General features: G+C 61.5%; 19 protein-coding genes and 1 pseudogene. 10 read left to right on the top strand and 10 right to left on the bottom strand.

Annotated features, from left to right (window positions below):
• Nucleotide 1 precedes the first annotated feature (1 nt).
• From AB4Y97_RS10425 to AB4Y97_RS10415, 3 genes are all read left to right on the top strand, one after another.
• Nucleotides 2-1321, top strand: coding sequence for an ABC transporter substrate-binding protein (locus AB4Y97_RS10425; RefSeq protein WP_441998969.1), 1320 nt, complete (start codon nt 2-4; stop codon nt 1319-1321).
• A gap of 151 nt (nt 1322-1472) precedes the next feature.
• Nucleotides 1473-2324, top strand: coding sequence for a carbohydrate ABC transporter permease (locus tag AB4Y97_RS10420; RefSeq protein WP_441999054.1), 852 nt, complete (start codon nt 1473-1475; stop codon nt 2322-2324).
• Nucleotides 2324-3223 (top strand): carbohydrate ABC transporter permease, encoded by a 900-nt coding sequence (locus AB4Y97_RS10415; RefSeq protein ID WP_441998968.1) that lies wholly within the window; start codon nt 2324-2326, stop codon nt 3221-3223. Before AB4Y97_RS10420 ends, AB4Y97_RS10415 begins: the two co-directional genes overlap by 1 nt.
• A 7-nt stretch (nt 3224-3230) precedes the next feature.
• Here the strand turns inward: AB4Y97_RS10415 and AB4Y97_RS10410 are convergent, their stop codons facing one another.
• On the bottom strand, nt 3231-4421 hold the full coding sequence (locus AB4Y97_RS10410; protein ID WP_441998967.1) for an aminotransferase class V-fold PLP-dependent enzyme: 1191 nt from the start codon (nt 4419-4421) through the stop codon (nt 3231-3233).
• Nucleotides 4422-4437: 16 nt separating this feature from the next.
• Complete coding sequence (gene kynA, locus AB4Y97_RS10405; protein WP_441998966.1) at nt 4438-5298, bottom strand: tryptophan 2,3-dioxygenase; 861 nt, start codon at nt 5296-5298, stop codon at nt 4438-4440.
• Between the two features lie 193 nt (nt 5299-5491).
• On the opposite strand from kynA, the gene AB4Y97_RS10400 reads away from it, so the two are divergent.
• A complete protein-coding gene (locus tag AB4Y97_RS10400; protein WP_441998965.1) occupies nt 5492-6298 on the top strand; it encodes an MBL fold metallo-hydrolase in 807 nt (268 codons plus the stop codon).
• A 91-nt stretch (nt 6299-6389) separates the two neighbouring features.
• On the opposite strand, the gene AB4Y97_RS10395 is transcribed toward AB4Y97_RS10400, so the two are convergent.
• The 6 genes from AB4Y97_RS10395 to AB4Y97_RS10370 all read right to left on the bottom strand — a co-directional run bounded on the left by AB4Y97_RS10395 (nt 6390) and on the right by AB4Y97_RS10370 (nt 12404).
• Nucleotides 6390-7355 carry a bile acid:sodium symporter family protein gene (locus AB4Y97_RS10395; RefSeq protein ID WP_441998964.1) on the bottom strand — a complete coding sequence of 322 codons (966 nt, stop codon included), beginning with the start codon at nt 7353-7355 and terminating at the stop codon, nt 6390-6392.
• A 20-nt stretch (nt 7356-7375) separates the two neighbouring features.
• Nucleotides 7376-8764: an NAD(P)H-dependent oxidoreductase gene (locus AB4Y97_RS10390; RefSeq protein WP_441998963.1), complete on the bottom strand. Its 1389-nt coding sequence runs from the start codon at nt 8762-8764 to the stop codon at nt 7376-7378.
• Nucleotides 8765-8844: 80 nt separating this feature from the next.
• Nucleotides 8845-10110 carry a 3-oxo-tetronate kinase gene (gene otnK / locus AB4Y97_RS10385; protein ID WP_441998962.1) on the bottom strand — a complete coding sequence of 422 codons (1266 nt, stop codon included), beginning with the start codon at nt 10108-10110 and terminating at the stop codon, nt 8845-8847.
• A 16-nt stretch (nt 10111-10126) separates the two neighbouring features.
• On the bottom strand, nt 10127-10912 hold the full coding sequence (locus tag AB4Y97_RS10380) for a hydroxypyruvate isomerase family protein (RefSeq protein WP_441998961.1): 786 nt from the start codon (nt 10910-10912) through the stop codon (nt 10127-10129).
• A 4-nt stretch (nt 10913-10916) separates the two neighbouring features.
• Nucleotides 10917-11624 (bottom strand): 3-oxo-tetronate 4-phosphate decarboxylase, encoded by a 708-nt coding sequence (gene otnC / locus AB4Y97_RS10375; protein ID WP_441998960.1) that lies wholly within the window; start codon nt 11622-11624, stop codon nt 10917-10919.
• Nucleotides 11625-11714: 90 nt separating this feature from the next.
• Nucleotides 11715-12404, bottom strand: coding sequence for a GntR family transcriptional regulator (locus AB4Y97_RS10370; RefSeq protein ID WP_441998959.1), 690 nt, complete (start codon nt 12402-12404; stop codon nt 11715-11717).
• Nucleotides 12405-12623: 219 nt separating this feature from the next.
• Here AB4Y97_RS10370 and AB4Y97_RS10365 point away from each other — a divergent pair, with 219 nt between their 5' ends.
• The 5 genes and pseudogenes from AB4Y97_RS10365 to AB4Y97_RS10345 all read left to right on the top strand — a co-directional run.
• Nucleotides 12624-13625, top strand: a complete 1002-nt coding sequence (locus AB4Y97_RS10365) for a 4-hydroxythreonine-4-phosphate dehydrogenase PdxA (protein WP_441999053.1) — start codon at nt 12624-12626, stop codon at nt 13623-13625.
• A 105-nt stretch (nt 13626-13730) separates the two neighbouring features.
• The gene (locus AB4Y97_RS10360) at nt 13731-14726 is read left to right on the top strand and encodes a Bug family tripartite tricarboxylate transporter substrate binding protein (protein WP_441998958.1); all 996 of its coding nucleotides are present in this window, start codon (nt 13731-13733) and stop codon (nt 14724-14726) included.
• Nucleotides 14727-14804: 78 nt separating this feature from the next.
• Nucleotides 14805-15284, top strand: a complete 480-nt coding sequence (locus tag AB4Y97_RS10355) for a tripartite tricarboxylate transporter TctB family protein (protein WP_441998957.1) — start codon at nt 14805-14807, stop codon at nt 15282-15284.
• 28 nt (nt 15285-15312) lie between these two features.
• Nucleotides 15313-16827, top strand: coding sequence for a tripartite tricarboxylate transporter permease (locus AB4Y97_RS10350; protein WP_441998956.1), 1515 nt, complete (start codon nt 15313-15315; stop codon nt 16825-16827).
• A 70-nt stretch (nt 16828-16897) separates the two neighbouring features.
• A pseudogene (locus tag AB4Y97_RS10345) lies at nt 16898-17788 on the top strand (NAD(P)-dependent oxidoreductase); the annotation flags it as partial.
• 402 nt (nt 17789-18190) lie between these two features.
• On the opposite strand, the gene AB4Y97_RS10340 reads toward AB4Y97_RS10345, so the two are convergent.
• Complete coding sequence (locus AB4Y97_RS10340; protein WP_441998955.1) at nt 18191-18655, bottom strand: hypothetical protein; 465 nt, start codon at nt 18653-18655, stop codon at nt 18191-18193.
• Nucleotides 18656-19050: 395 nt separating this feature from the next.
• On the opposite strand from AB4Y97_RS10340, the gene AB4Y97_RS10335 reads away from it, so the two are divergent.
• On the top strand, nt 19051-20820 hold the full coding sequence (locus tag AB4Y97_RS10335; RefSeq protein ID WP_441998954.1) for a mechanosensitive ion channel family protein: 1770 nt from the start codon (nt 19051-19053) through the stop codon (nt 20818-20820).
• A 4-nt stretch (nt 20821-20824) separates the two neighbouring features.
• Here the strand turns inward: AB4Y97_RS10335 and greA are convergent, their stop codons facing one another.
• Nucleotides 20825-21292: a transcription elongation factor GreA gene (greA, locus tag AB4Y97_RS10330; protein ID WP_441998953.1), complete on the bottom strand. Its 468-nt coding sequence runs from the start codon at nt 21290-21292 to the stop codon at nt 20825-20827.
• Between the last annotated feature and the right edge of the window lie 39 nt (nt 21293-21331).

Raw genomic sequence — 21331 nt, 5'->3', positions numbered from 1 at the left:
CATGACCCTGTCTAGACGTGATCTGCTTCTCGGGACTGCCGGTGTTGCTGCAGGCGCGGCGGGAGCCCAGCTTCTGGGTTCCATGCCGGCCCTCGCGCAAGGCGCCGCGCCTAGCTACAAGCCGGAACAAGGCGCCTCCTTGCGGGTGCTGCGCTGGACGCCCTTCGTCAAAGGTGACGAAGATTCCTGGCTCGCCAACACCAAGAAATTCACGGAAGCGACGGGCGTCGAGGTCCGCGTCGACAAGGAGAGCTGGGAGGATATCCGCCCCAAAGCTGCGGTCGCGGCCAATGTCGGCTCCGGCCCGGACGTGATGCTCGTCTGGTTCGACGACCCGTTCCAATATCCGGACAAGCTCCTGGACGTGACCGATATCGCAACGAGCTTCGCAAGCCGCTATGGCGGCTACTATCCCGGTCTCGAGGGTTACGCCAAGAAGGGCGACAAGTTCATCGCGCTTCCACTGGCCGCGATCGGCAACGCTATTCTCTATCGGGAGAGCATGCTTCAGCAGGCAGGCTGGTCGAAATTCCCGGAAAAGACGGACGAGTTCCTGGAAATGTGCAAGGCCCTCAAGGCCAAGAGCAAGCCTGCGGGCTTCGCGCTGGGCAAGGCGGTCGGCGACGGCAACAACTTCGCGCACTGGATCGTCTGGAGCCATGGCGGAAAGATGGTCGATGAAAACGGCAAGGTCACCATCAACTCACCCGAGACGATCAAGGCCCTGCAATATGCCCGCGAACTCTACAAGACCTTCATTCCGGGCACCGAAAGCTGGCTCGACATCAACAACAACCGTGTGTTCCTGTCCGGCGACATCTCCGTTACGGCCAATGGCGTGTCGCTCTACTATTCGGCCAAGAATGATCCGAACATGGCCGAGCTTGCGAAGGACATCCGCTCGACGGTGCTTCCCACCGGTCCGGTGGGCCAGCCCGTGGAGCTGCATCAGACCACCTCGGCGGTGATCTTCCAGTACACGAAATTCCCGAACGCCGCCCGTGCCTACCTGCAATTCATGCTTGACAAGCCGCAGATGGATGGCTGGATCACCGCATCGAGCGCCTATTGCTGCCCGCCGTTGAAGGGCATGATCGACAATCCGGTCTGGACCGCGGATCCGGTGAACGAGCCTTACAAGCGCGCCTCCGCGACCCTGCGTCCGAATGGTTATGCGGGCCCGCTGGGCTATGCCTCCGCAGCGACCATGGCCGATTACGTCATGGTCGACATGGTGGCCGAGGCGGCGACGGGGCAGCGCACGCCGGAAGAGGCGGCAAAGCGCGCCGAGCAGCGGGCGAACCGATACTACCGCGTGTGACGCGTCGGGCGGCGTTTAGGCGCCGCCCTGATCTATCCCGAGAAACCGGAGGCGCCCGATGGCCGGCACTGCCCTCTCTCATGCGGATGCGTCAGCGGCGCCTGCGCGGGAGCCCCTGTTGCAACGCAAGGGCTTTCTCGGCTTCCTCTTCATGCTGCCGGCGGCAGCGTTTCTGCTGCTCTTTCTCACCTATCCATTGGGGCTTGGCGTCTGGCTCGGCTTCACCGATACGCGGGTCGGTCGTGCCGGTACCTTCGTTGGCCTCGAGAACTATCAGTCGCTGTGGGAGGACAGCATCTTCTGGCTCTCGGTCTTCAATACCATCCTCTACACGGTCGTAGCCTCGGCGCTGAAATTCGCTCTCGGCCTGTGGCTGGCACTGCTTCTCAATGAGCATCTCCCGTTCAAGGCTTTCATTCGCGCCGTCGTGCTTCTGCCATGGGTGGTGCCGACGGTTTTGTCCGCCATCGCCTTCTGGTGGATCTACGACGCGCAATTCTCGATCATTTCCTGGTCGCTCATGAAGCTCGGGCTCATCCAGTCGCCCATCAATTTCCTGGGCGACACGACCAATGCCCGCATCACGGTGATCCTGACCAATGTGTGGCGTGGCATTCCCTTCGTCGCCATCACCCTGCTCGCGGGTTTGCAGACGATCTCGCCCTCTTTGCACGAGGCGGCGACCCTCGACGGGGCCACGTCCTGGCAGCGCTTCCGCTTCATCACGCTGCCCATGCTGTCGCCGCTGATCGCGGTCGTCATGACCTTTTCGGTGCTCTTCACCTTCACCGATTTCCAGCTCATCTACGTGCTGACCCGAGGCGGGCCGTTGAACGCCACCCATCTCATGGCGACCTTGAGCTTCCAGCGGGCTATTCCCGGAGGGCAGCTTGGGGAGGGCGCGGCGATCGCGGTGGCGATGGTGCCGTTCCTCTTGGGAGCGATCCTGTTCAGCTATTTCGGACTGCAGCGCCGCCGCTGGCAGCAGGGAGGGACGGACTGATGACTTACTCCGCCAAGTCCGCCGATCCCGCACTTGCCGACGAGAGCGTTGGCATGAGCTATCTGAATCGGCTGCCGCGCCGGATCGTGACGATCTACCTGCCGCTGGCCGTCTTCGTTTTCGTCCTCCTGTTTCCGTTCTACTGGATGGCGATCACGGCTCTGAAGCCGAATGTGGAGCTCACCAATTTCCGCGACTACAATCCGCTCTGGCCGTCCAGCCCGACCTTGCAGCACATCCGATACCTGCTGTTCGAGACCTCCTATCCGGGCTGGCTTCTCAACACCATGGTGGTGGCGGTGGGGTCGACGATCCTTTCCCTGACAGCCGCGGTGCTGGCGGCCTATGCTATCGAGCGTGTCCGCTTCCCCGGTTCGCGCTGGACCGGACTTGCGATCTTCCTCGCCTATCTCGTGCCGCCGTCGATCCTCTTCATCCCGCTCGCGGTGATGATCTTCAAGTTCGGCATCTACGACACCAAGTTCGCTCTGATATTCACCTATCCGACCTTCCTTATCCCCTTCTGCACGTGGCTGCTGATGGGCTATTTCCGCTCGATCCCGTATGAGCTGGAGGAATGCGCGCTCGTCGACGGCGCGTCGCGCTGGCAGATCCTCACGCGGATCATGCTTCCGCTCTCCATTCCGGGCCTCATCTCGGCCGGCATCTTTGCCTTCACGCTCTCTTGGAACGAGTTCATCTATGCGCTTACCTTCATCCAGTCCTCCGAGAACAAGACCGTGCCCGTGGGCGTGCTAACCGAGCTGGTGCGCGGGGACGTGTATGAGTGGGGAGCGCTCATGGCAGGCGCGCTTCTGGGATCGCTGCCGGTCGTGCTGCTCTATTCGTTCTTCGTGGATTACTACGTGTCCTCGATGACCGGAGCCGTGAAGGAATAGGCTGCATCTAAACGCTCGTCGATGCCGTATGTTGTGTCTGTCGAAGTGAAGCGGCCCGGTCGATACGGTGGACCAGCTCATCCACCTCTTCACGCGTCTGATAGATTCCGAATCCCAGTCTCAGGCGGCTCCCCCGCACATCGGTCACCACCCGTTGCATCTTGAGGTGATGATAGATCTGCTGCGCATCCGGCCTGTCGAAGGTGAGGAAATTCCCACGGCGAGGCTCGTTCGGGGGCACTACCAGAGTTTCGCGGCCGAACCCGGCTCGACCGTCGATCTGGCGCAGAAAGTGCTCCTGCAAGGACAGGGCATGATCATGGATGGCATCGACTGTGATTCCGGCCTCAGCCAGCCACCGCATCACGGCGTTGAAGCGATAGAGGCCGGACGGGTCGAAGGTCGACCCCATGAACCGCCAGCCGTCCTCGCTATAGGCGACCTGTCCGCTCTGGGCCTTCGAGAGATCGCCGAAGGCGGCATACCAGCCCGTGTCTCTTGGCCGGGGTCCCCAGCCGGGTGGGCAATGCATGAAGCACGCACCCTCACCGGACATGGCATATTTATAGCCTCCGGCGATATAGAACGCGCGGTCGGCAACATCTGCGAGATCCGCCGGTCTTGCCATGAAGGCGTGATAGCCGTCGATGACGAGCATGGAATCGCCCGCCGCCTCGGCGAACTTGCGGATATCCGCCGCGAAGCCCGAATTGAAAAAGACCTGGCTGACGAAGACGACATCGTGGGCATTCCGCGCGGCGGAGAGAAAGCGATCCTCGAATGTCGCAAAGGGCTCGACTGGCACGCGCGTGACGATGACGCTCCCGTCCTCTTCGAGGCGCGCGATCTGCCGGCTGAAGGAATGGAACTCGCTGTCCGAGGTGAGAATTCGGATCGGCCGATCCGTCGGGAAACATGAGAGGATGCGCTTGAGGAATTCGTGCGTGTTCGGAGCGACCGCTACGGTGGAGGGATCCGGAAGATTGAGGTGCCCTGCGACGTGTGTCTGGAACTCGTTCAGGACCGGGCCGAGAATGCGCTCCCATTTGTCGTCGACGAGGCGGGCCGCATCGTCCCAGGCCTGGATCTGCGCATCCCGCGTGACGTCGGGCCAGGGATGATGGCTATGGGCCGCGAAATGGAGGCGGCCCGGATCTGCGTTCAGGAATTTCGAGAAGTAGGGGCGAAGATCGAGCATCGAGCCACCGGTTTCCTTAGAGCTTGGTTCTCACAGACCAGAGTTCGGGAAAGAAGGACCGTTCGAGCGCGCTTCTAAGATAAGCCACGCCCGCGCTTCCGCCCGTACCTCGCCGCATGCCGATGATGCGCTCCACGGTTTTCATGTGCCGGAAACGCCATTGCTGAAAGGCATCCTCGAGATCGACGAGTTCCTCCGCCAGCTCATAGAGATCGAAATGCTCGTCCGAATGCCGATAGATCTCCTCCCACACGGCCTCGACGCCGGGATGCGCCATATAGGGTTGCGTGACGTCGCGGCCGAGCACCTCCGGCGGAACCGGATATCCCCGTCTTGCGAGAAGACGCAAAGACTCGTCGTAAAGACCCGGCGCCCGATAAACGGCCTCGAGCTGGGCGGCGATCTCACTGCGATGGCGATGAGGCGCGATCTTCGTGGCGTCCTTCGCGCCGAGCTTGAACTCGACGAGACGATACTGCCAGGATTGAAAGCCGGAAGAACGGCCCAGCGAAGGCCTGAAGCGGAGGTAGTCGGACGGAGTCATGGTCGAAAGCACCGTCCAGGCCTGGATCAGCTGCTCCTGGATCCGGTTGATGCGGGCAAGGCATTTGAAAGCCGGTTGCAGTTCGTCCACGCGAATGTGGTCAAGAGCGGTGTCGAGCTCCCGGTTGAGAAGCTTCAGCCACAGCTCCATGACCTGATGAATGACGATGAAGAGAAGCTCATCGTGCTCGCCCGTCAGCGGGGTCTGCGCCGAGAGCAGGGTGTCGAGCCGCAGGTAGTCGCCATAGCTCATCCCCTCGGAGAAATCGGTATGGATGCCTTCAGTGGCGGAGGGCTTGTCGCCACTTTCCGTTGCGCTTCGGCCCGTCCCCATTCCGCTCTCCGATCCCGTCATTCCGGCATCAGGGAAGACTGATTTTTTAAAATCGACATGTCAACACAAAGGTCCGCCTGCTCCATCGGCCTGATGCCTCCAGGCCGACGATACCCATGGCAAGGCTTCATCCTTGATCTGACGAGGAGGGTTGTTAGGGTGGCGCGCCGTCGAACGATTTCGAGATGATGAGATGCCAACCTTCCTATGCTCTGCCTGCGGCACGTCATACCCACCTGCGGACAGCCCGCCATCCGCATGCCCGATCTGCGATGACGAAAGGCAGTTCGTCCCGGAGGCAGGTCAGGCCTGGATCACAAGGGAAAAGCTGGCTTCGCGGCATAACATTGCATGGCGCCTGCATGAGCCGGACCTGTTCAGCATCCATACGGTTCCCGCTTTCGCCATCAACCAGCGGGCTTTTCTCTTAAGGACCCCGCACGGAAACGTCTTGTGGGACTGCATTGCCCTTCTCGATGAGGCGACAAAGGAGATCGTGCAGGGACTCGGCGGTCTTTCCGCCATCGCGATCTCGCATCCGCATTATTATACCACCATGCAGGACTGGAGCCGCGCCTTCGGCCATGTTCCGATCTACCTGCATGCGGCCGACCGCGAGTGGATCATGCGTCCAGCGCCCGAAATCAGGCTGTGGGAGGGCGATACGCTCGAGATCGCACCCGACATCACCCTGATCAGGCTCGGCGGTCACTTTCCCGGCGGCACCGTTCTGCACTGGGCTCGCCCGCATGATGGGGCCGGTGTCCTTCTTTCCGGAGACGTCATTCAGGTGGCTGCCGATGTGCGCCGGGTCAGCTTCCTGTGGAGCTATCCCAACATGATGCCGCTGCCTGCCCGTGAGGTCCGCCGGATTGGGGAGGCGCTTGCCCCGTGGCGCTATGACCGGATCTACGGCGCTTTCGTCGGCAAGGATGTCAAAAGCGATGCCCAGGCCGTCGTCGCCCGTTCCATCGAGCGGTATGCCCAATTGCTTACATAGGGCATGATCCGGACAAGTGGGAACCGGTTATCCGTCAAGATCATGCAAAGACAGGAAATCTGGAGGCTGAGCATGTTTCAAACAGACATGATCAGACTCTAGAGCGGTTTGCGTAATTGCGGGCCAGCACGGCGCAGACCATCAGCTGGATCTGGTGAAACAGCATCAGCGGCAGGATGATCGCGCCGACAGCCGCGGCGGGAAAGAGAATGCTGGCGATTGGCACGCCGCTGCCCAGGCTCTTCTTGGAGCCGCAGAACACGATGGCGATCTCGTCCTCCCGTGAAAATCCCAGCATGCGGCTCGTATACGTCGTGATCATCAGGACAGCCGCCAGAAGCACGCAATTGAAAATCACGAGAACGATGAGGTCGTGCGCTGCGAGCTGATGCCACAGACCGCTCACGACGGCCTCGCCGAAGGCGAAATAGACGACCAGCAGGATGGTGCCGCGATCGACGAGGCTCGTCAGGATATGATGACGCTTCACCCAATCGCCGATCCAGGGCCGGGCGAGATGACCGGCGACGAATGGGACAAGCAGCTGTCCGGCGATTGAACCGACGGCACTGAGCGAGACTTGGCCGTGCAGGTTCATGAAGAGGCTCAGCAGGAGAGGGGTCAGAAAGACGCCCAGGAAATTCGATGCCGAGGCGCTGCACACGGCGGCCGCCACGTTCCCGCGCGCGATCGATGTGAAGGTGATGGAGGACTGGATCGTCGACGGCAAAAAGCAAAGGAAGAGGATGCCGAGCACTATTCCGGAGGGCAGGATCGGCTTGAGTCCCGCACTGAGCAGGAAGCCCAGCAGAGGGAACAGTACGAATGTCGCTGCAAGCACTGTCAGATGTAATCGCCAATGGACGAGGCCGCCGATGATGGCCTCCCTCGGCAGGCGGGCGCCCTGAAGAAAGAACAGGAGCGCGATGCTGCCAATCGTTGTCGCATTCAGAATTGGAACGGCAGTGCCTGTTGCTGGGACGATGCTCGCCAAGCCGACCGTCGCCACCAGTGCGAGGGTGAAACGGTCCGGCTTCAGATAAGAGAAACTTGCCATCGTCCCAGGCAATCGCAATGTCATGAGCCGAAGAAATGAGCGTCCTGCATTCCACGTAAGGACAGCAGTTTCGAGCCCCGATCGAGGTCGAGATCTCCGATCCGGATTTCCTGACCTTTCCGGATCGGTGCCGTCAACCGGCAATCTGCCGCAAGGTAGAACGGAGCCGGCGCATCGGACGTCAGCGCGCGGGCGGGCCTGAACTCGGCAGTGACGCCGGAGATCGTATGGTGATGGCCTCCCATGGAGAGAAGTGTTCCTGCAGGGAGGTCCTCCGTCGCCACCGCGGCCAGATCGAAGCGCGGCCGGTAATCGGATCCGTAGCCGGAGACATTGTGGATCGCGGCATCGAGAATGCTCGTCGCCGCCTCGAGGCCGAGGAGGTGGCGCGGCATGAAGACCATGGCCGCCTCGCCGGTCCGGCTGACGATATGCCCCTTCTGCGCCAGCATGTCCCAGCTTCTGGAATCGTCGCAACGGATGACGACGAAGACGCCGCCGGCAAAGCTGATCTCGTCCGGCTTGCGCAGGCAGTGGAACACGTCGAGCCGTCGTTCGCCGGAAAGGATGCCGCCGCCATCACGATGCGAAAAGATGGTCGGCACCTCGCCGATGCGGGCGAGCGGCGCGTGAAGATCCGGACGGTCCGGCTGGAGCCCGGTCGCATTCGCGACGACCATCAATTCGCATAGATCGGGCACGGCCCGTTGCGGGAAGCCCGTCACGGCGGCGCCGCGCGCCGCAACGATATCGTTCACGTCGTGTGCGCCGAGGTCCCAGTGCCGGGCAAGCACGCCGCAATCCGCAGAAAGCCCGTTGCTGGTGACACGCCCTGAGGATGGATCGAACACGAAGTCGTATTCGCTGGATTTTCCGGCGGCGATCAGAGTGAAACCCAGAACCTCCGCCCAGGAAACCAGACCGATGAGCAGGCTGGGTTGGTCGCCATCGACAGTGGTGACGATGAGCCCTCGGTCGGCGGCGAGCTTCTTCAGACCGGGACCGACGACGCTGTCCAATTCCTTCGTCACCAGAGCCAGATGCTTGCCGGATTCGATGGCGAGCAACGCATGGCGAGCGCCGGCGAGGGGGCGTCCGGTTGCTTCGACGACAACGTCGAAGGGAAGCTCGCTCACCATGGCAAGGTCGCTGGCTGCGATGAAATCACCTCGATCCCATGCGGCTTTGGCTTCCTTGGCGGTTTCGCAGATCCGGATCCGCCGCGGCTCGATCCCTGCAGCGCTCAAACCCGAAGCGGCGCTCTCGGCCGTGATATCGACGGTGATGCGCGCGCCGAGCAGCGGAACCCGCTGCGCCTGGGCAAGAAAGCTCTGCCCGAAACCTCCCGTTCCCACGACGCAGGTTTCAACGGGTCGGTCGGCTTTGGCATAATAGGTGCGGTAATCCATGGCGTGTTTCCTCGTCCGGTGTGCGAGGTCCGCCACCGGAGCTTATCGTCGTGTTATGTGAGCCGGGTAGGCCCGTGCGATTACTGGAGCAGACTCCAAGCCTTCAGAAAGAAATCGGGGGCGCCGAAATTGCCGGATTTGAGGGCCAGCGCGAGGTCGGTTCCGGCCAGGGTCCGGGTCCAGGGAACGCCAGGATCGATCTCGGGCCCGATGGTAAGCGCGCTGACACCGAGAGCGCCGACCACCGCGCCGGAGGTCTCTCCGCCGGCAACGATCAGACGCGTGAAGCCTTTTTCGGGGAGCGCTCGCGCGATCTCCGCCAGAAAGTGCTCGACGAGCTCTCCCGCATTCATGCGACCGAGTCTGGTTTGGACGTCCTGCACTTCGTCCGGGCTGGCCGTGGAATAGACGAGGACAGGTCCGCCAGTGTCCTGTGCCGCGATCCAATCGAGCACTGTCCGCGGCGTGAGCGCGCCGGAGGCCAGGGCCATCGGATCGATGCGGAAAGCCGGAACGCCCCCCTTGATCGCGATCTCCACCTGACGCCGTGTTGCGCTGGAGCAGGATCCGGCCAGAATGGCTGCTTTCCCTTCGGGGGCGGTAAGGTGAGTGCTCTTCAACGAGCTGTCAGTGGGCCGGTCCTTCCTGTAAGCGCCAGGAAGCCCCATCGCGACACCAGAGCCGCCGGTGATCAACGGTAATCCCGCTGCCGCAACACCGATGGTGCGAAGGTGCTGGTCCGTGATGGCGTCGATGATCACGATCCGATGTCCCGCCGCCTTCTCCCGCTCGAAGGCTTTCTGGACGGCATCGGCACCGGCATCCACATCCTCGAACGGAACAAGACCAACGGGGAGGCGGGTCTGCCGTTGCAGGACGCGGACGAGGTTCGAGTCCCGCATCGGCGTCAGCGGATGGTCTTTCATGCTGCTTTCATGCAGCGGCACGCCATTGACGAAGAGGTGGCCCTGATAAACCGTTCTGCCATTGGCGGGAAAGGCAGGGCAGGCGAGGGTGAAGTCGCCGCCGGTGAAGGCAAGAAGCGCCTCCGTCACGGGGCCGATATTGCCTCCATCTGTCGAGTCGAATGTCGAGCAGTATTTGAAGAAGAAATTTTTCGCGCCCGCTTTCCGCAGGGCCTCTGCCGCCGCGAGGGACTGTGCGGCGGCCTCTTGCGCAGGAATGGTTCGCGACTTGAGAGCGACGACGACCGCGTCTGCGCCGGAAAGATCGAGAGCCTCATCCGGGACCCCGATCGTCTGCACCGTTCGCAAACCCTCACGCGAGAGCATCAATGCAAGATCGGTGGCCCCCGTCAGGTCGTCCGCAATACATCCCAACCGCATGAATTTTCCTCCCAACCTAGGTTCTGCCGTTGGACCAGGTCGGGAACCAGCCGAGCCCATCCTCGGTTCGACCGCGCGGCTTGTATTCGGCGCCGATCCAGCCGGTGTAGCCGAAGCGGTCGAGCGCCCGGAAAATTTCCGGATAGCTGATCTCGCCCTCGTCCGGCTCCGCGCGGTCCGGCACCCCGGCGATCTGCACATGACCGATCAGGGGCAGGTGCGTTTCCAGACGCCGGATGAGATCGCCCTGCGTGATTTGCGTGTGATAGCAGTCGAACATGATCTTCACGTTCGCGCGTCCCACCTTGCCGATGATGGACGCAGCCTGCTCCACGCGATGCAGGAAATAGCCCGGCTTGTCCCGGTGATTGATCGGCTCGATCAGGATCGTCATCGCCGCCTGCGTCGCCTTGTCGGCGGCAGATCTCAGATTCTCGACGAATGTGCTCTCGACGGCGACCAGCGCCTCGTCCGGCACGACGCCCGCCATGCAATGAACGGCATTTGCGCCGATCTCCGCGCCATATGACAACGCCTTGTCGAAAGCCTGTTGAAATTCACTCTCGCGGCCGGGAAGGGCGCCCAATCCGAAATCGCCTGCAGCGGCATTCCCGACGGGCGTATTCAGCCCGAGCATCGTCACGTTGTTCCGCGCGAGCGCCGCTTTCATGTCCGATGCAGGCACATCATAAGGCCAATGCATCTCGACGGCGGAAAATCCCGCCGCGGCGGCGGCCTCGATCCGTCTCACCTCGGGAAGCTCCGAGAAGAGAAAGCCGAGATTGGCCGAGAAGCGCCTCATGGCATCACTCGCTTTTGTGGGAATGGTGATGGGGATGGGAGCAGGTTTCCGGCATTTCCTCGGCAATCGCCTCATCAAGACCGAAATGGGTCACAAGATCGCGGACTTGGGCGCGCGTGAGGAGACGTGGATTCAGGCCGTGCAGGAGAAGGCGCAACTTCGCCGTCTCCTCTAGCTCCTCGGTCGCATAGACCGCAGCCTCCAGGCTCCTGGCGGCGACGACCGGACCATGATTGGCGAGAAGCACGGAGGTGTATCGTCCGGCAAGGCCGCGGATCGCGTCCGCAACGGCCGGGTCTCCCGGCCTGTAGTAAGGGACAAGGGCTGTCCGCCCGACGCGCATCACATAATAGGCGGTCATCGGGGGGAGGGCGTTGGCCGGGTCTACATCCGGCAGCATCGAGACGGCCACTGAATGCGTGGAATGCAGATGCACGATCGCTCCCGCATCGGAGCGAGTTTCGTAGAGCGCGGTGTGAAGCGGCAGCTCCTTCGTCGGCTCGTCCCCCGAGACCAGTCGGCCATCGGCATCGAGGCGGCTCAAGCGGGCGGGATCGAGGAAGCCGAGAGAGACGTTCGTCGGCGTTGCGATCCATCCCCCATCGTTCAACCGGATCGAGATATTGCCGGACGATCCGGCCGTCAGGCCGCGCTCGAAAAGCGAGCGGCCGAAGCGGCAGATTTCCTCCCGAAGCCGGGCTTCCTCACTCACATCCGCCTCCTTTCCCGTGAATCCGTGGTGATTGCTGAGACTTGAATGATGGCCAGGGAAGCACCCGTGACGGGCGCTTCTCCTGCGTCTCTAAATGGCGTTCCTGACCCGCTCCCAGGTTCGTTCCATATGTGCGTTCAGCACTCTCGAAAGGCGCTCCGCATCGCGTGCCTCGAGAGCGGAGATGATCTCCTCGTGGTCAGCCACGGCGCCTGCCCATTTCTCGGGGCCTTCGTTGCCGATGTAGCGGATGCGCCGGAGGCGGGCCTGCAGGATGCCATGGACATAGGCCAACGCCTCGTTCTTCGAGAGGCGCAGGATCGCCGAGTGGATGTTCTGGTTCAGCTTGAAGTAGGGCAGCCGGTCCCTGCTGGCATACATTTCCATCATGCGGTCGTGCAGATCCCGCACTTCCTTTATTTCGGCATCCGTCGCGTGCTCGCAGGCGAGGCGGCCGGCAAGCCCTTCAAGGTCCCCGAGCACGACCAGACTGTCATGGACATCCTTCGGGCTGAACTGCCGGACCACGGCACCCCGGCCGGGCGACAGTTCCACGAGGCCTTCGCTGGCAAGGAACTTGAGCGCCTCCCTCAAGGGCGTGCGGGACACGCCGAGTTCATTGCCCAGATTGCCTTCGTGAATCCGGGAGCCGGGAGCGAGATGCCCTTCGATGATCATGTCGCGCACCCGCGTCACAATGGCATCGTGGAGGCTCGGCCGTGCAATAGGCCCGCGATCTTCAAGGTCTGTTCCCAACGGGCTTGGTCCCTCAGGTCTCATCTGGTGATCCATGGTTCAGATTCTGCCCGTCCATAAAACCTAATGGCTCAATGCGCATCTTTTATATCGTGACCCTGAACTCTGGCAAACAAAATTCTGTATGCAGCATACTTGCGTGCAAATTCTGGCACTGTTAGGGTCTAGGCCTTATCTCATGACGAGGTTGCTGTGAGCGCTAGTTCTTCGACGGGATCGGAACGATCCACGATCGCATTTGCCATGGGGGACCCGGCCGGAATCAGTCCGGAGATCGCCGCGAAGCTTGTCGCTTCCAGGGATATCCACGCCGGGGCGCAACTGGTGCTCTTCGGCGATCATCGCATCTTCACTGAGGGAGCCCGCGTGGCCGGCGTCACGGCTGATGTGGATGTGATCTCGCATGGGGAATCGATCCCTGACGATTCCATCCGTCCGATTTTCGTCGATCTCAGGAATCTCAGCCTCGAGCAGGTCACTCCGGCGACCGCAACGCTCGCGGGCGGTCTCTTCGCGACGGAAAACTTCCGTCAGGCGCTGCTTCTGGCCGATGCCGGACGCGCGGACGCCGTCTTCTTCACGCCCTTCAACAAGAAGGCCATGCGCCTGGCCTATGATGGCTACGACGACGAAATCCGCTTCGTGCGGGATGTCCTCAAGACCTCCGGCGCGGCGAGCGAATTCAATGTGCTCGGCAATCTCTGGAATGCCCGTGTCACCTCACATATTCCCCTGTCGCAGGTCGCCTCCGCCATTTCCGAGACCGCGATCCTCAGAGCCTTGACCCTTGCCGATCGTTGCATGCGCGCAGCCGGTTTCGCGCGGCCGCGGATCGCGGTCGCCGGGCTCAATCCTCATGCAGGTGACGGCGGCAATTTTGGCCGCGAGGAAATCGATGTCATCGAGCCTGCCGTGCAGCAGGCCATCGCCCAAGGGTTGGCGGCGGAAGGGCCGTTCCCGTCAGATACGGTCTTCCTGCGCGCCAAGAACGGCTACTTCGATGCCGTTCTGACGATGTATCACGACCAGGGACAGATCGCGATGAAGCTGATGGGCTTCGATCGCGGTGTCACCTTGATCGGCGGCTTCCCATTCCCGATCTGCACGCCCGCTCACGGGACAGCCTATGAAATCGCCGGCCGCGGTATTGCCAATCTCGGTGCAAGCCGCGAGGCGCTATCGCTCGCAATCCGCATGGGCGCAGAAGTGCGCGCCAAGCGCGCTGCCGAAGGCAAGGCCGCATAGGAGGCCGTCCGCTCTCTCTCTGCTTATTAAATCTCTGCTCTTTAAAATTCCAAGTTTCCGCTCCGACGCCATCGGCCGGGAAATCTCAAAGGGAGGAAGAAGAAGATGCTGAAGAAAATGTCATGGTTGCTTGCAACGGCACTCACGGCAGCGCTCGGTAGCGCGGCTCATGCCGAGTGGAAGCCCGCCAAGCCGGTCGAGTTCGTCGTTACCTCCAGTCCCGGCGGTGGCACCGACAACTTCGCCCGCGTCGTGCAATCCATCATCGCGAAGCACAAGCTGATGGACCAGTCGGTGGTCGTCACCAACAAAGGCGGCGGCAGCGGAGCAGAGGGCTATGTCTATGCCAAGGTCGCCGCAGGTGATCCTCACAAGCTTACCTTCGGCACCAATAACGAATATCTGCTGCCTTACGTCGCCAAGCTGGCCTACAAGCCGGACGATCTCACACCTGTCGCCGCCATGGCGCTCGACGAGTTCCTGCTCTGGGTCAACGCCAACTCACCTTACAAGGACGCGAAGAGCTATATCGAAGCCGCCAAGGCGAAGCCCGAAACGTTGAAGATGGGCGGCAGCCAATCCAAGGACACCGATCAGACACTCACGAGCCTGATCGAGGATGCGACGGGAACGAAATTCATCTACGTTCCCTTCCAGGGCGGCGGAACGGCAGCCGTTCAACTGGCCGGTGCCCATATCGACTCGAACACCAACAATCCCAACGAGAATGTCGGTCAGTGGAAAGCCGGTATGGTGACGCCCCTGTGCGTGTTCAGCCCGATCCGGCTGCCGGAAGGCCCCAAGGTGACCACGACGATGGGCTGGTCGGACATCCCCACCTGCAAGGAGGCGGGAGTTCCGGTCGATCAATTCCAGATGCCGCGGACCGTCTGGCTGCCGGGCGGCGTATCTCCTGAGGCCGTCGCGTTCTATGCCGATCTTCTCAAGAAGGTCAGCGAGACTCCGGAATGGAAGGAGTATGTCGAGCGCACATCGCAGACCAGCCGGTTCCTCGCCGGCGCAGAGCTGAAGGATTTCATCGCCAAGGACGATGCCAAGAATAAGAAGGTCTTCGAGCGGGAGGGCTGGGTCGTCCAATAACTTGCGCTGAGCCGAAAGCCGGCGCAGCTTGGTCTGCGCCGGCAAGTCCGATCCTGCGGCAGACTGGATGATGACGCCATGATTTCTCGTTTTTCGGCGGAGATCACGACAGCGGTCGTGACAGCGGGTTTGGGACTCACCGCAGTTGTCGGGTCCCTTGAATACGGAATCGGCTGGGGCACGGCCGGTCCCGAACCCGGAACCTTCCCATTCTATATCGGGCTTTTGATCATGGCCGCGAGCATCGGCACCCTGGCCCAGACGGTTCTCGGCCGGGCCGGCTTGCAGGCGGTTTTTCTCGATCGGGCGCAGGCCGCGCGGGTGGCATCGTTCTTCGGACCGGTTGTACTTTTTGTCGTGGCCTCCGTCGTCCTCGGTCTTTACGTGGCGACGGCTCTCTATCTCACCTTCGTCATGTGGCTGCAGGGCGGATACCGGCTCGTGATTTCCGCACTTGCGGGAGTCGCGGCGGCGATCTTCTTCTATGTCGTTCTCGAAATCGCGTTTCAGGTTCCTCTCCTGAAAGGGCCGCTCGAGGCTGCATTGGGCCTCTACTGAATTCCAACCGCTTGACGGGAGACAGGCCGTGGAAAATTTCGCATCGCTCATGCACGGTTTCGGTGTCGCGCTGACGACTTACCATGTCGCGCTGATGATCGTCGGCGTGCTGCTCGGGATCCTCGTGGGCGTTCTTCCCGGCCTCGGCGCACCGAACGGCGTGTCGCTGCTGCTGCCGTTGACCTTCACGATGGATCCGGTCTCGGCCATCATTCTTCTCACGAGCATGTATTGGGGCGCCTTGTTCGGAGGGTCGACCACATCGATCCTCTTCAACATCCCCGGCGAACCGTCCTCGGTCGCAACCACGTTCGACGGCTACCCCATGGCTAAACAGGGGCAGGCGGCGCAGGCATTGACGCTGGCCTTCCTGTCAGCCGGCTTCGGGGCGCTCGTCGGCGTGATCCTGATCACGGTTCTGTCCAGCTGGGTTGCGAATTTCGCGCTCCGGTTCAGCTCCCCGGAATATTTCGCCGTCTACTTCCTTGCCTTTGCCAGCTTCGTCGGGCTCGGTGGGACCTCTCCCTTCAAGACCGTGGTATCGATGAGCCTGGGTTTCGCCTTCGCTGCCGTGGGCATGGATACGATCTCCGGCGGCCTGCGCCTGACCTACGGCTTCAACGAGCTTCTGGCCGGCATCAGCTTTCTCATCGCGGTGATCGGTCTCTTCGGCATCGGAGAGCTGGTGCTCACCATGGAGGAAGGCCTTCGGTTCGACGGCATCAGGGCGCGGGTGACACCGCGCGATGTCGTCACAACCATTGCGAAGATGCCACGATACTGGCTCGCGCTCCTGCGTAGCAGCGCGATCGGGTGCTGGATGGGGATCACGCCGGGCGGGCCTACGGCGGCTTCCTTCATGAGCTACGGTCTCGCCAAGCGTCTCTCCCGCCGCAAGGACGCATTCGGCAAGGGCGAGCCGGAAGGCGTGGTCGCGCCTGAGACGGCGGACCATGCCGCCGGAAGCAGCGCCATTCTGCCGATGCTCGCCCTTGGCGTGCCGGGATCGGCGACCGCCGCGGTCATGATGGGCGGACTGATGATCTGGGGCCTCAATCCCGGACCCATGCTGTTCATCGAGCGTCCCGACTTCGTCTGGGGGCTGATCGCCAGCATGTATCTCGGCAACATCGTCGCCGTGCTCGTGGTGCTGACCACGATCCCGATCTTCGCCTCCATTCTGCGCATTCCGTTCGCCATCATCGGGCCGGTCATCGTCGTGGTATGCTTCATCGGCGCCTATACGGTCGCGGGTCGTCCGTTCGACCTGTGGCTCGCCCTGGCCTTCGGCGTCGCGGGATATATCTTCAAGAAACTCGATTATCCCATCGCCCCGCTCGTTCTGGCGATGGTCCTCGGCGACAAGGCGGAGGATGCGTTCCGGCAGTCGATGATCATGTCCAAGGGCTCACTCTCGATCTTCTGGTCGAACGGCCTCGTCGGCACCTTGATCACGCTGGGAATGGTACTGGCCTTCTGGCCTCTCATCGGTGCGGCATTGGGCCGGCTGGTTCGCCTCAAGCCCTCTTCGGCGGCGGCATAAGGCTTCGACGGACCGAAAGTCCCAGATTTGACGGCGGCCTGCGCAGGAGCAGGCCGGCGAGGAGCAATCTCACATGGAAGCTGGAACAAGCACAGTCGCGTTCCTGGGCATAGGCCTCATGGGCTCGCGTCAAGCCAAGCGTCTGCTCGACGCAGGCTACGCGCTCGTCGCCTGGAACCGCTCACGCGAAAAGGCCGACGCACTCGCGCCCTTCGGAGCCCGCGTCGCCGATCGGGCTGCCGATGCCGTGCGCGATGCCGATATCGTCATCCTCATGCTGGAGAACGGCGCCATCGTCACCGACGTTATGTTCCGGCAAGGCGTTGCGGAGGCATTGCGCGCCGGCAGCATCGTGGTTGATATGAGTTCCATCAAACCCGCCGAGGCACAGGAGCATGCAAGGCGGCTTCAGGAACGCGGCGTCTACCATATCGACGCTCCGGTCTCCGGGGGAACGGTGGGAGCAGAGCAGGGGACGCTCGCGATCATGGCCGGCGGCGATGCCGATGTTTACGCCCGGGTCGAAGCCGTTCTGCGCGTGATGGGGCGCCCCGTCCATGTCGGCCCCCGTGGGGCGGGCCAGCTCGCAAAGCTTGCCAACCAGATCATCGTCGGCGTGACGATCGGCGCCGTGGCGGAAGCTCTTCTGTTTGCGCAGCGCGGTGGAGCAGATCCCGCCAAGGTGCGGGAGGCTCTGCGCGGAGGTTTCGCCGAGAGCCGCATCCTTGAACTTCATGGACAACGGATGGTCGACCGGGATTTCGTCACCAAGGGGCGATCAGTGACGCATCTGAAGGATCTCGACAATGCGATCGATGCTGCGAAGCGGCTCGACATGCACGCGACACCCTATACCGAACTTACCGCGGATCTGTTTCGCGGGCTCATCGAGAATGCAGGCGATCTCGACCACAGTGGGCTGCTCGTGGAACTAGAGGGCAGAAATCGCGTGGATTCCTGATCCTTTCGGGACAAAGCCGATGGCGAAGCATGAAAAATGTCGCAATCAGACCTGACATCCTATGGAGATGGCCCTTACCGGCGCGAACTTACTCGGCGAGGAAGGGATAGCGCTGCCGGATTGTGCGTTGCAACGCGCGCGTATCGGCAATGACAGCGGCGGCGAAACGGAGGATGGTCACGATGATCATTTTCTACTCTGTCGTTTTCAAAAAAGGTCCGAGCATCGTTGGTGCTCATAGGATAATATAGACGCATTTTGTTGCGCTGCGGCATATAGGTCAGCACATATGACCTATGCGCGGTCCACATGAGCTGGACGAGCTGCGGCAGGTGCGAGGGGGGCGTACGGGGATGCAGAAAAAAGGCTCCCCCATCGCGCCGGTTTCAGGCCGGCGATTTATCAGTGATCCGACTTGGTTCTGTTGCGTATCTCTTCCTCGCTCTGCAGGTCTTTCACGAAGGACGGATTTGCCCGCATCTCGGATGCCGGAACCCACCCGACTCTGTTTTTGGCCTTAGGAACCAGATAAACGAAGTCATTTGTGACCTTCTCGATCGTGCAGGAGTAGGCACGCCGATCCCCGGGCGGGCGGTAGACAACTGTCATGCCGGGCTTGAATTGGCCGACCAGGGCGGCGGAGGTCGCATCGCGATTGCTCTTATCTTCGCCAGGACTATCGGATCCAGGGGAGTTTTCTTGAGTAGCCCGGTAGCGGTCGAGGGCCGCAATGGCAGCGCGGGCGCGATCACGGTAACGTTCCGTCACGACTCGGAGAATGGGGCCGTTCTCTCGCCCGGGATACCAGGACGTTCCGCCGATCTTGGCGAGCTCCGCCGCAACGATATCGACCTCTGTATCATTCATGGCATCCTCTCCTGGTGCGCCGATGAGCTTGCGGCTGATGCCGCTCACCGACCGTGGACTTACCTTCCGAAAAGGCCTTGGATTCAAATATGGGTGATATTCCTAGGTTGGAAGGTGAGAAAGACCAAAAGTAATTGTGCTTGAAATCGTTGAAATCGTAAATAGTGGGTATTATTACTTCTTTGTAATGAACGGTGTCCTTCAGATATGCACCGTATGCAGACCGTAAATAAAAATTGATCTCGGTGACCTTAATATTGCCTTTGTGAGAAATTGTTCTTATTTACGTTAGGGTATTGAGCGCCCTATCGGCAGTAGCTTTGCCAGCTGGCGCGTGGCAAAAATGCGGCCCTCGCTCGACGGCCACGTCCCAGGCCGCATAACAGGATACTCCGATGAGCATGTCACCGAGACGGTTACTGCAGGAAGCTGCCATCCCACTGATCTGCGCGATCCTGGTGATCCTGTTCGTTTCCTTCCAGTTCCTCGCGACGCCGCCGGCTTTGGGCAACCTCAGGCTTCTCGCACCCGCCGAAACATCGAGCCCGCGGACGACGCTGGAGGATTTCAGGAACAATGCGAGGCGCGCCGCGACATTGCTTCTGGAAGCCTATCGCGAGAACGCTGCCTCGCCCGGTTTGTTCTGGAGTGAGAGCGTCAAGGATAAGGTCAGGGAAGCGGAGACCCTGCTGGCACGGGCCGCGCGCGCGATTGATCTACGCGATATTCCGCCCGTGGAACTGGAGCATCGGCGCCTGGAGGCGACTCTGCTGCTAAAGGAGATCCTGGATCGTCTGCCACTACCCGAGGCAAGCGCCATCCCAGGCGAGATCGACGGCGCCAAGCCGACGATTCCAGGCTGGAGCATTCCGGGCACCGAGATCCGGATTTCGCGGGTTACGGAGGGGCCGCGAACGGGCGAGTACCTGTTCTCCAGCGAAACCGTGCAGCGGCTCGACGATTTCTATCGCCTGATCCGCGACCAGCCCGACACGAACGGCGCCACGGAAGACTTCTATGATTTCTTCAGCCAGTCGCCGGGTCATCTCCTGCCGCCGAAATGGTACAGACTGATCGAGGCCCTGCCGGCTTCCTTCCGGACGGAGATTAACGGGCAAGCCGTGTGGCAATGGATCGGGTTTGTTCTCGTGCTCGGTCTCGCCGCCTTGGCGGTTTTCGCCGTTCGACGGCTGGTGCGGACGACAGGAGGAGGCAGTGGCACGGTAACGTCACTGGCTGCCACCGTCCTGGTGCCCGGAATGGTCGCGATCACCGCCCTATTCATCGCCTATGTAGCCGATTACCAGATCAACCTGACCGGCCGCGTTAACGACATCGTCGGCGCGACTGCGCAGGGCATTGCGTATATTGCCCTCGTCTGGGCGGTGCTGAAACTTGCGAATGCGCTTGCCGGACATCTGACCTTTTCCCGTTCCGAAAGCATCGATGCGCACCTCGCTCGGGCAGCCGTGCGCATCGCCGGCATCGCCATCGCGCTCGCGCTCCTTGTCTATGGCGCATCCTATCTCGGCATTCCTCTGGCGGGTCTCCTCGCGGGTCTTGGTGTCGGCGGTCTTGCCGTCGCGCTCGCCGCCAAGCCGACGTTGGAGAACTTCATCGGGGGACTGATCCTCTATGCGGACCGGCCCGTAAGGGTGGGGGATCTCTGCCGGTTCGGCAATCTCGAGGGCCGCGTCCAGGAGATCGGTATCCGCTCGACACGGATCCGGGGACTCGACCGTTCGCTCATCACGATCCCGAACGCGACCTTCGTGAACATGAACATCATCAACCTGACCAATCGGGACCGCATGCCCTATGTCAGGACGGTCGGCCTCCGGGCCACCGACAGCATCGCCATTCGCCGTGAGGTGGAGGAGATTTCCACCATCGTTGCGGAACGTCCTAGGATCGAGCCTGGTTCGGTTCAGGTCCGGCTTCGCGACGTGCATGAGGAAAAACCGAAAGCCGAGATCCACGCCCTCATCATGACATCGAAATGGGACGATTTCCTGCAGGTCCAGCAGGAGATCGACCTCATGCTGCGCGATACGGCGCTGGCGGCTGACCTCCGTGAGGAGGGCGCGCCGGCCGACGCCTCCAATGTGTATTCATTGAAGGATACGGAGGAGGATGAAAAGCCCAAGGCGTCGAGCGTATCGTAGACCTCTACTCGATCCGCGTGATCTCGGCCTCCGTCTGCGCAACAGGGATCACGTCGCCGACCTGCTTGCCGAGGAGGGCCTGCGCCAGAGGCGAAACATAAGAGATGCTTCCTTTCGCAGGATCGGCTTCATCCTCTCCGACGATGCGGTAGGTTTGCGTTCTTCCATCGTCGCGCTCGAACGTGACCCGGGAGCCGAAGCGGACCTGGGAAAAATCCGTCGGCGGAGGGATCATGTCCGCAGTCGATTTGCGGTGGGACCAGTAGCGCAGATCGCGGGACACGCGCGCCACCTCGCTCTTCTCTTCCGCCGCCTGGGCCTTCGCGAGACGATGCCGCAGGTCTTCGATCATTGCGTCGATCTGGGCGAGGCCCGACGGCGTGACGAAGTTCTGGTGAGGACTGATCGGCCGATCGGGCAGGTCCTCGAAGGCCTCTCCACCATCGGTTTCCCGAACAAAGGCACGGCTCATCGCAACATCCCTCCGATGCTTGAGGGAAAACGATTTCAG

This window comes from Microvirga sp. 2TAF3 (genome assembly GCF_052114965.1).
In the GTDB taxonomy this organism is placed as follows: domain Bacteria; phylum Pseudomonadota; class Alphaproteobacteria; order Rhizobiales; family Beijerinckiaceae; genus Microvirga.
This window is presented reverse-complemented; position numbering and strand designations above follow the sequence as displayed.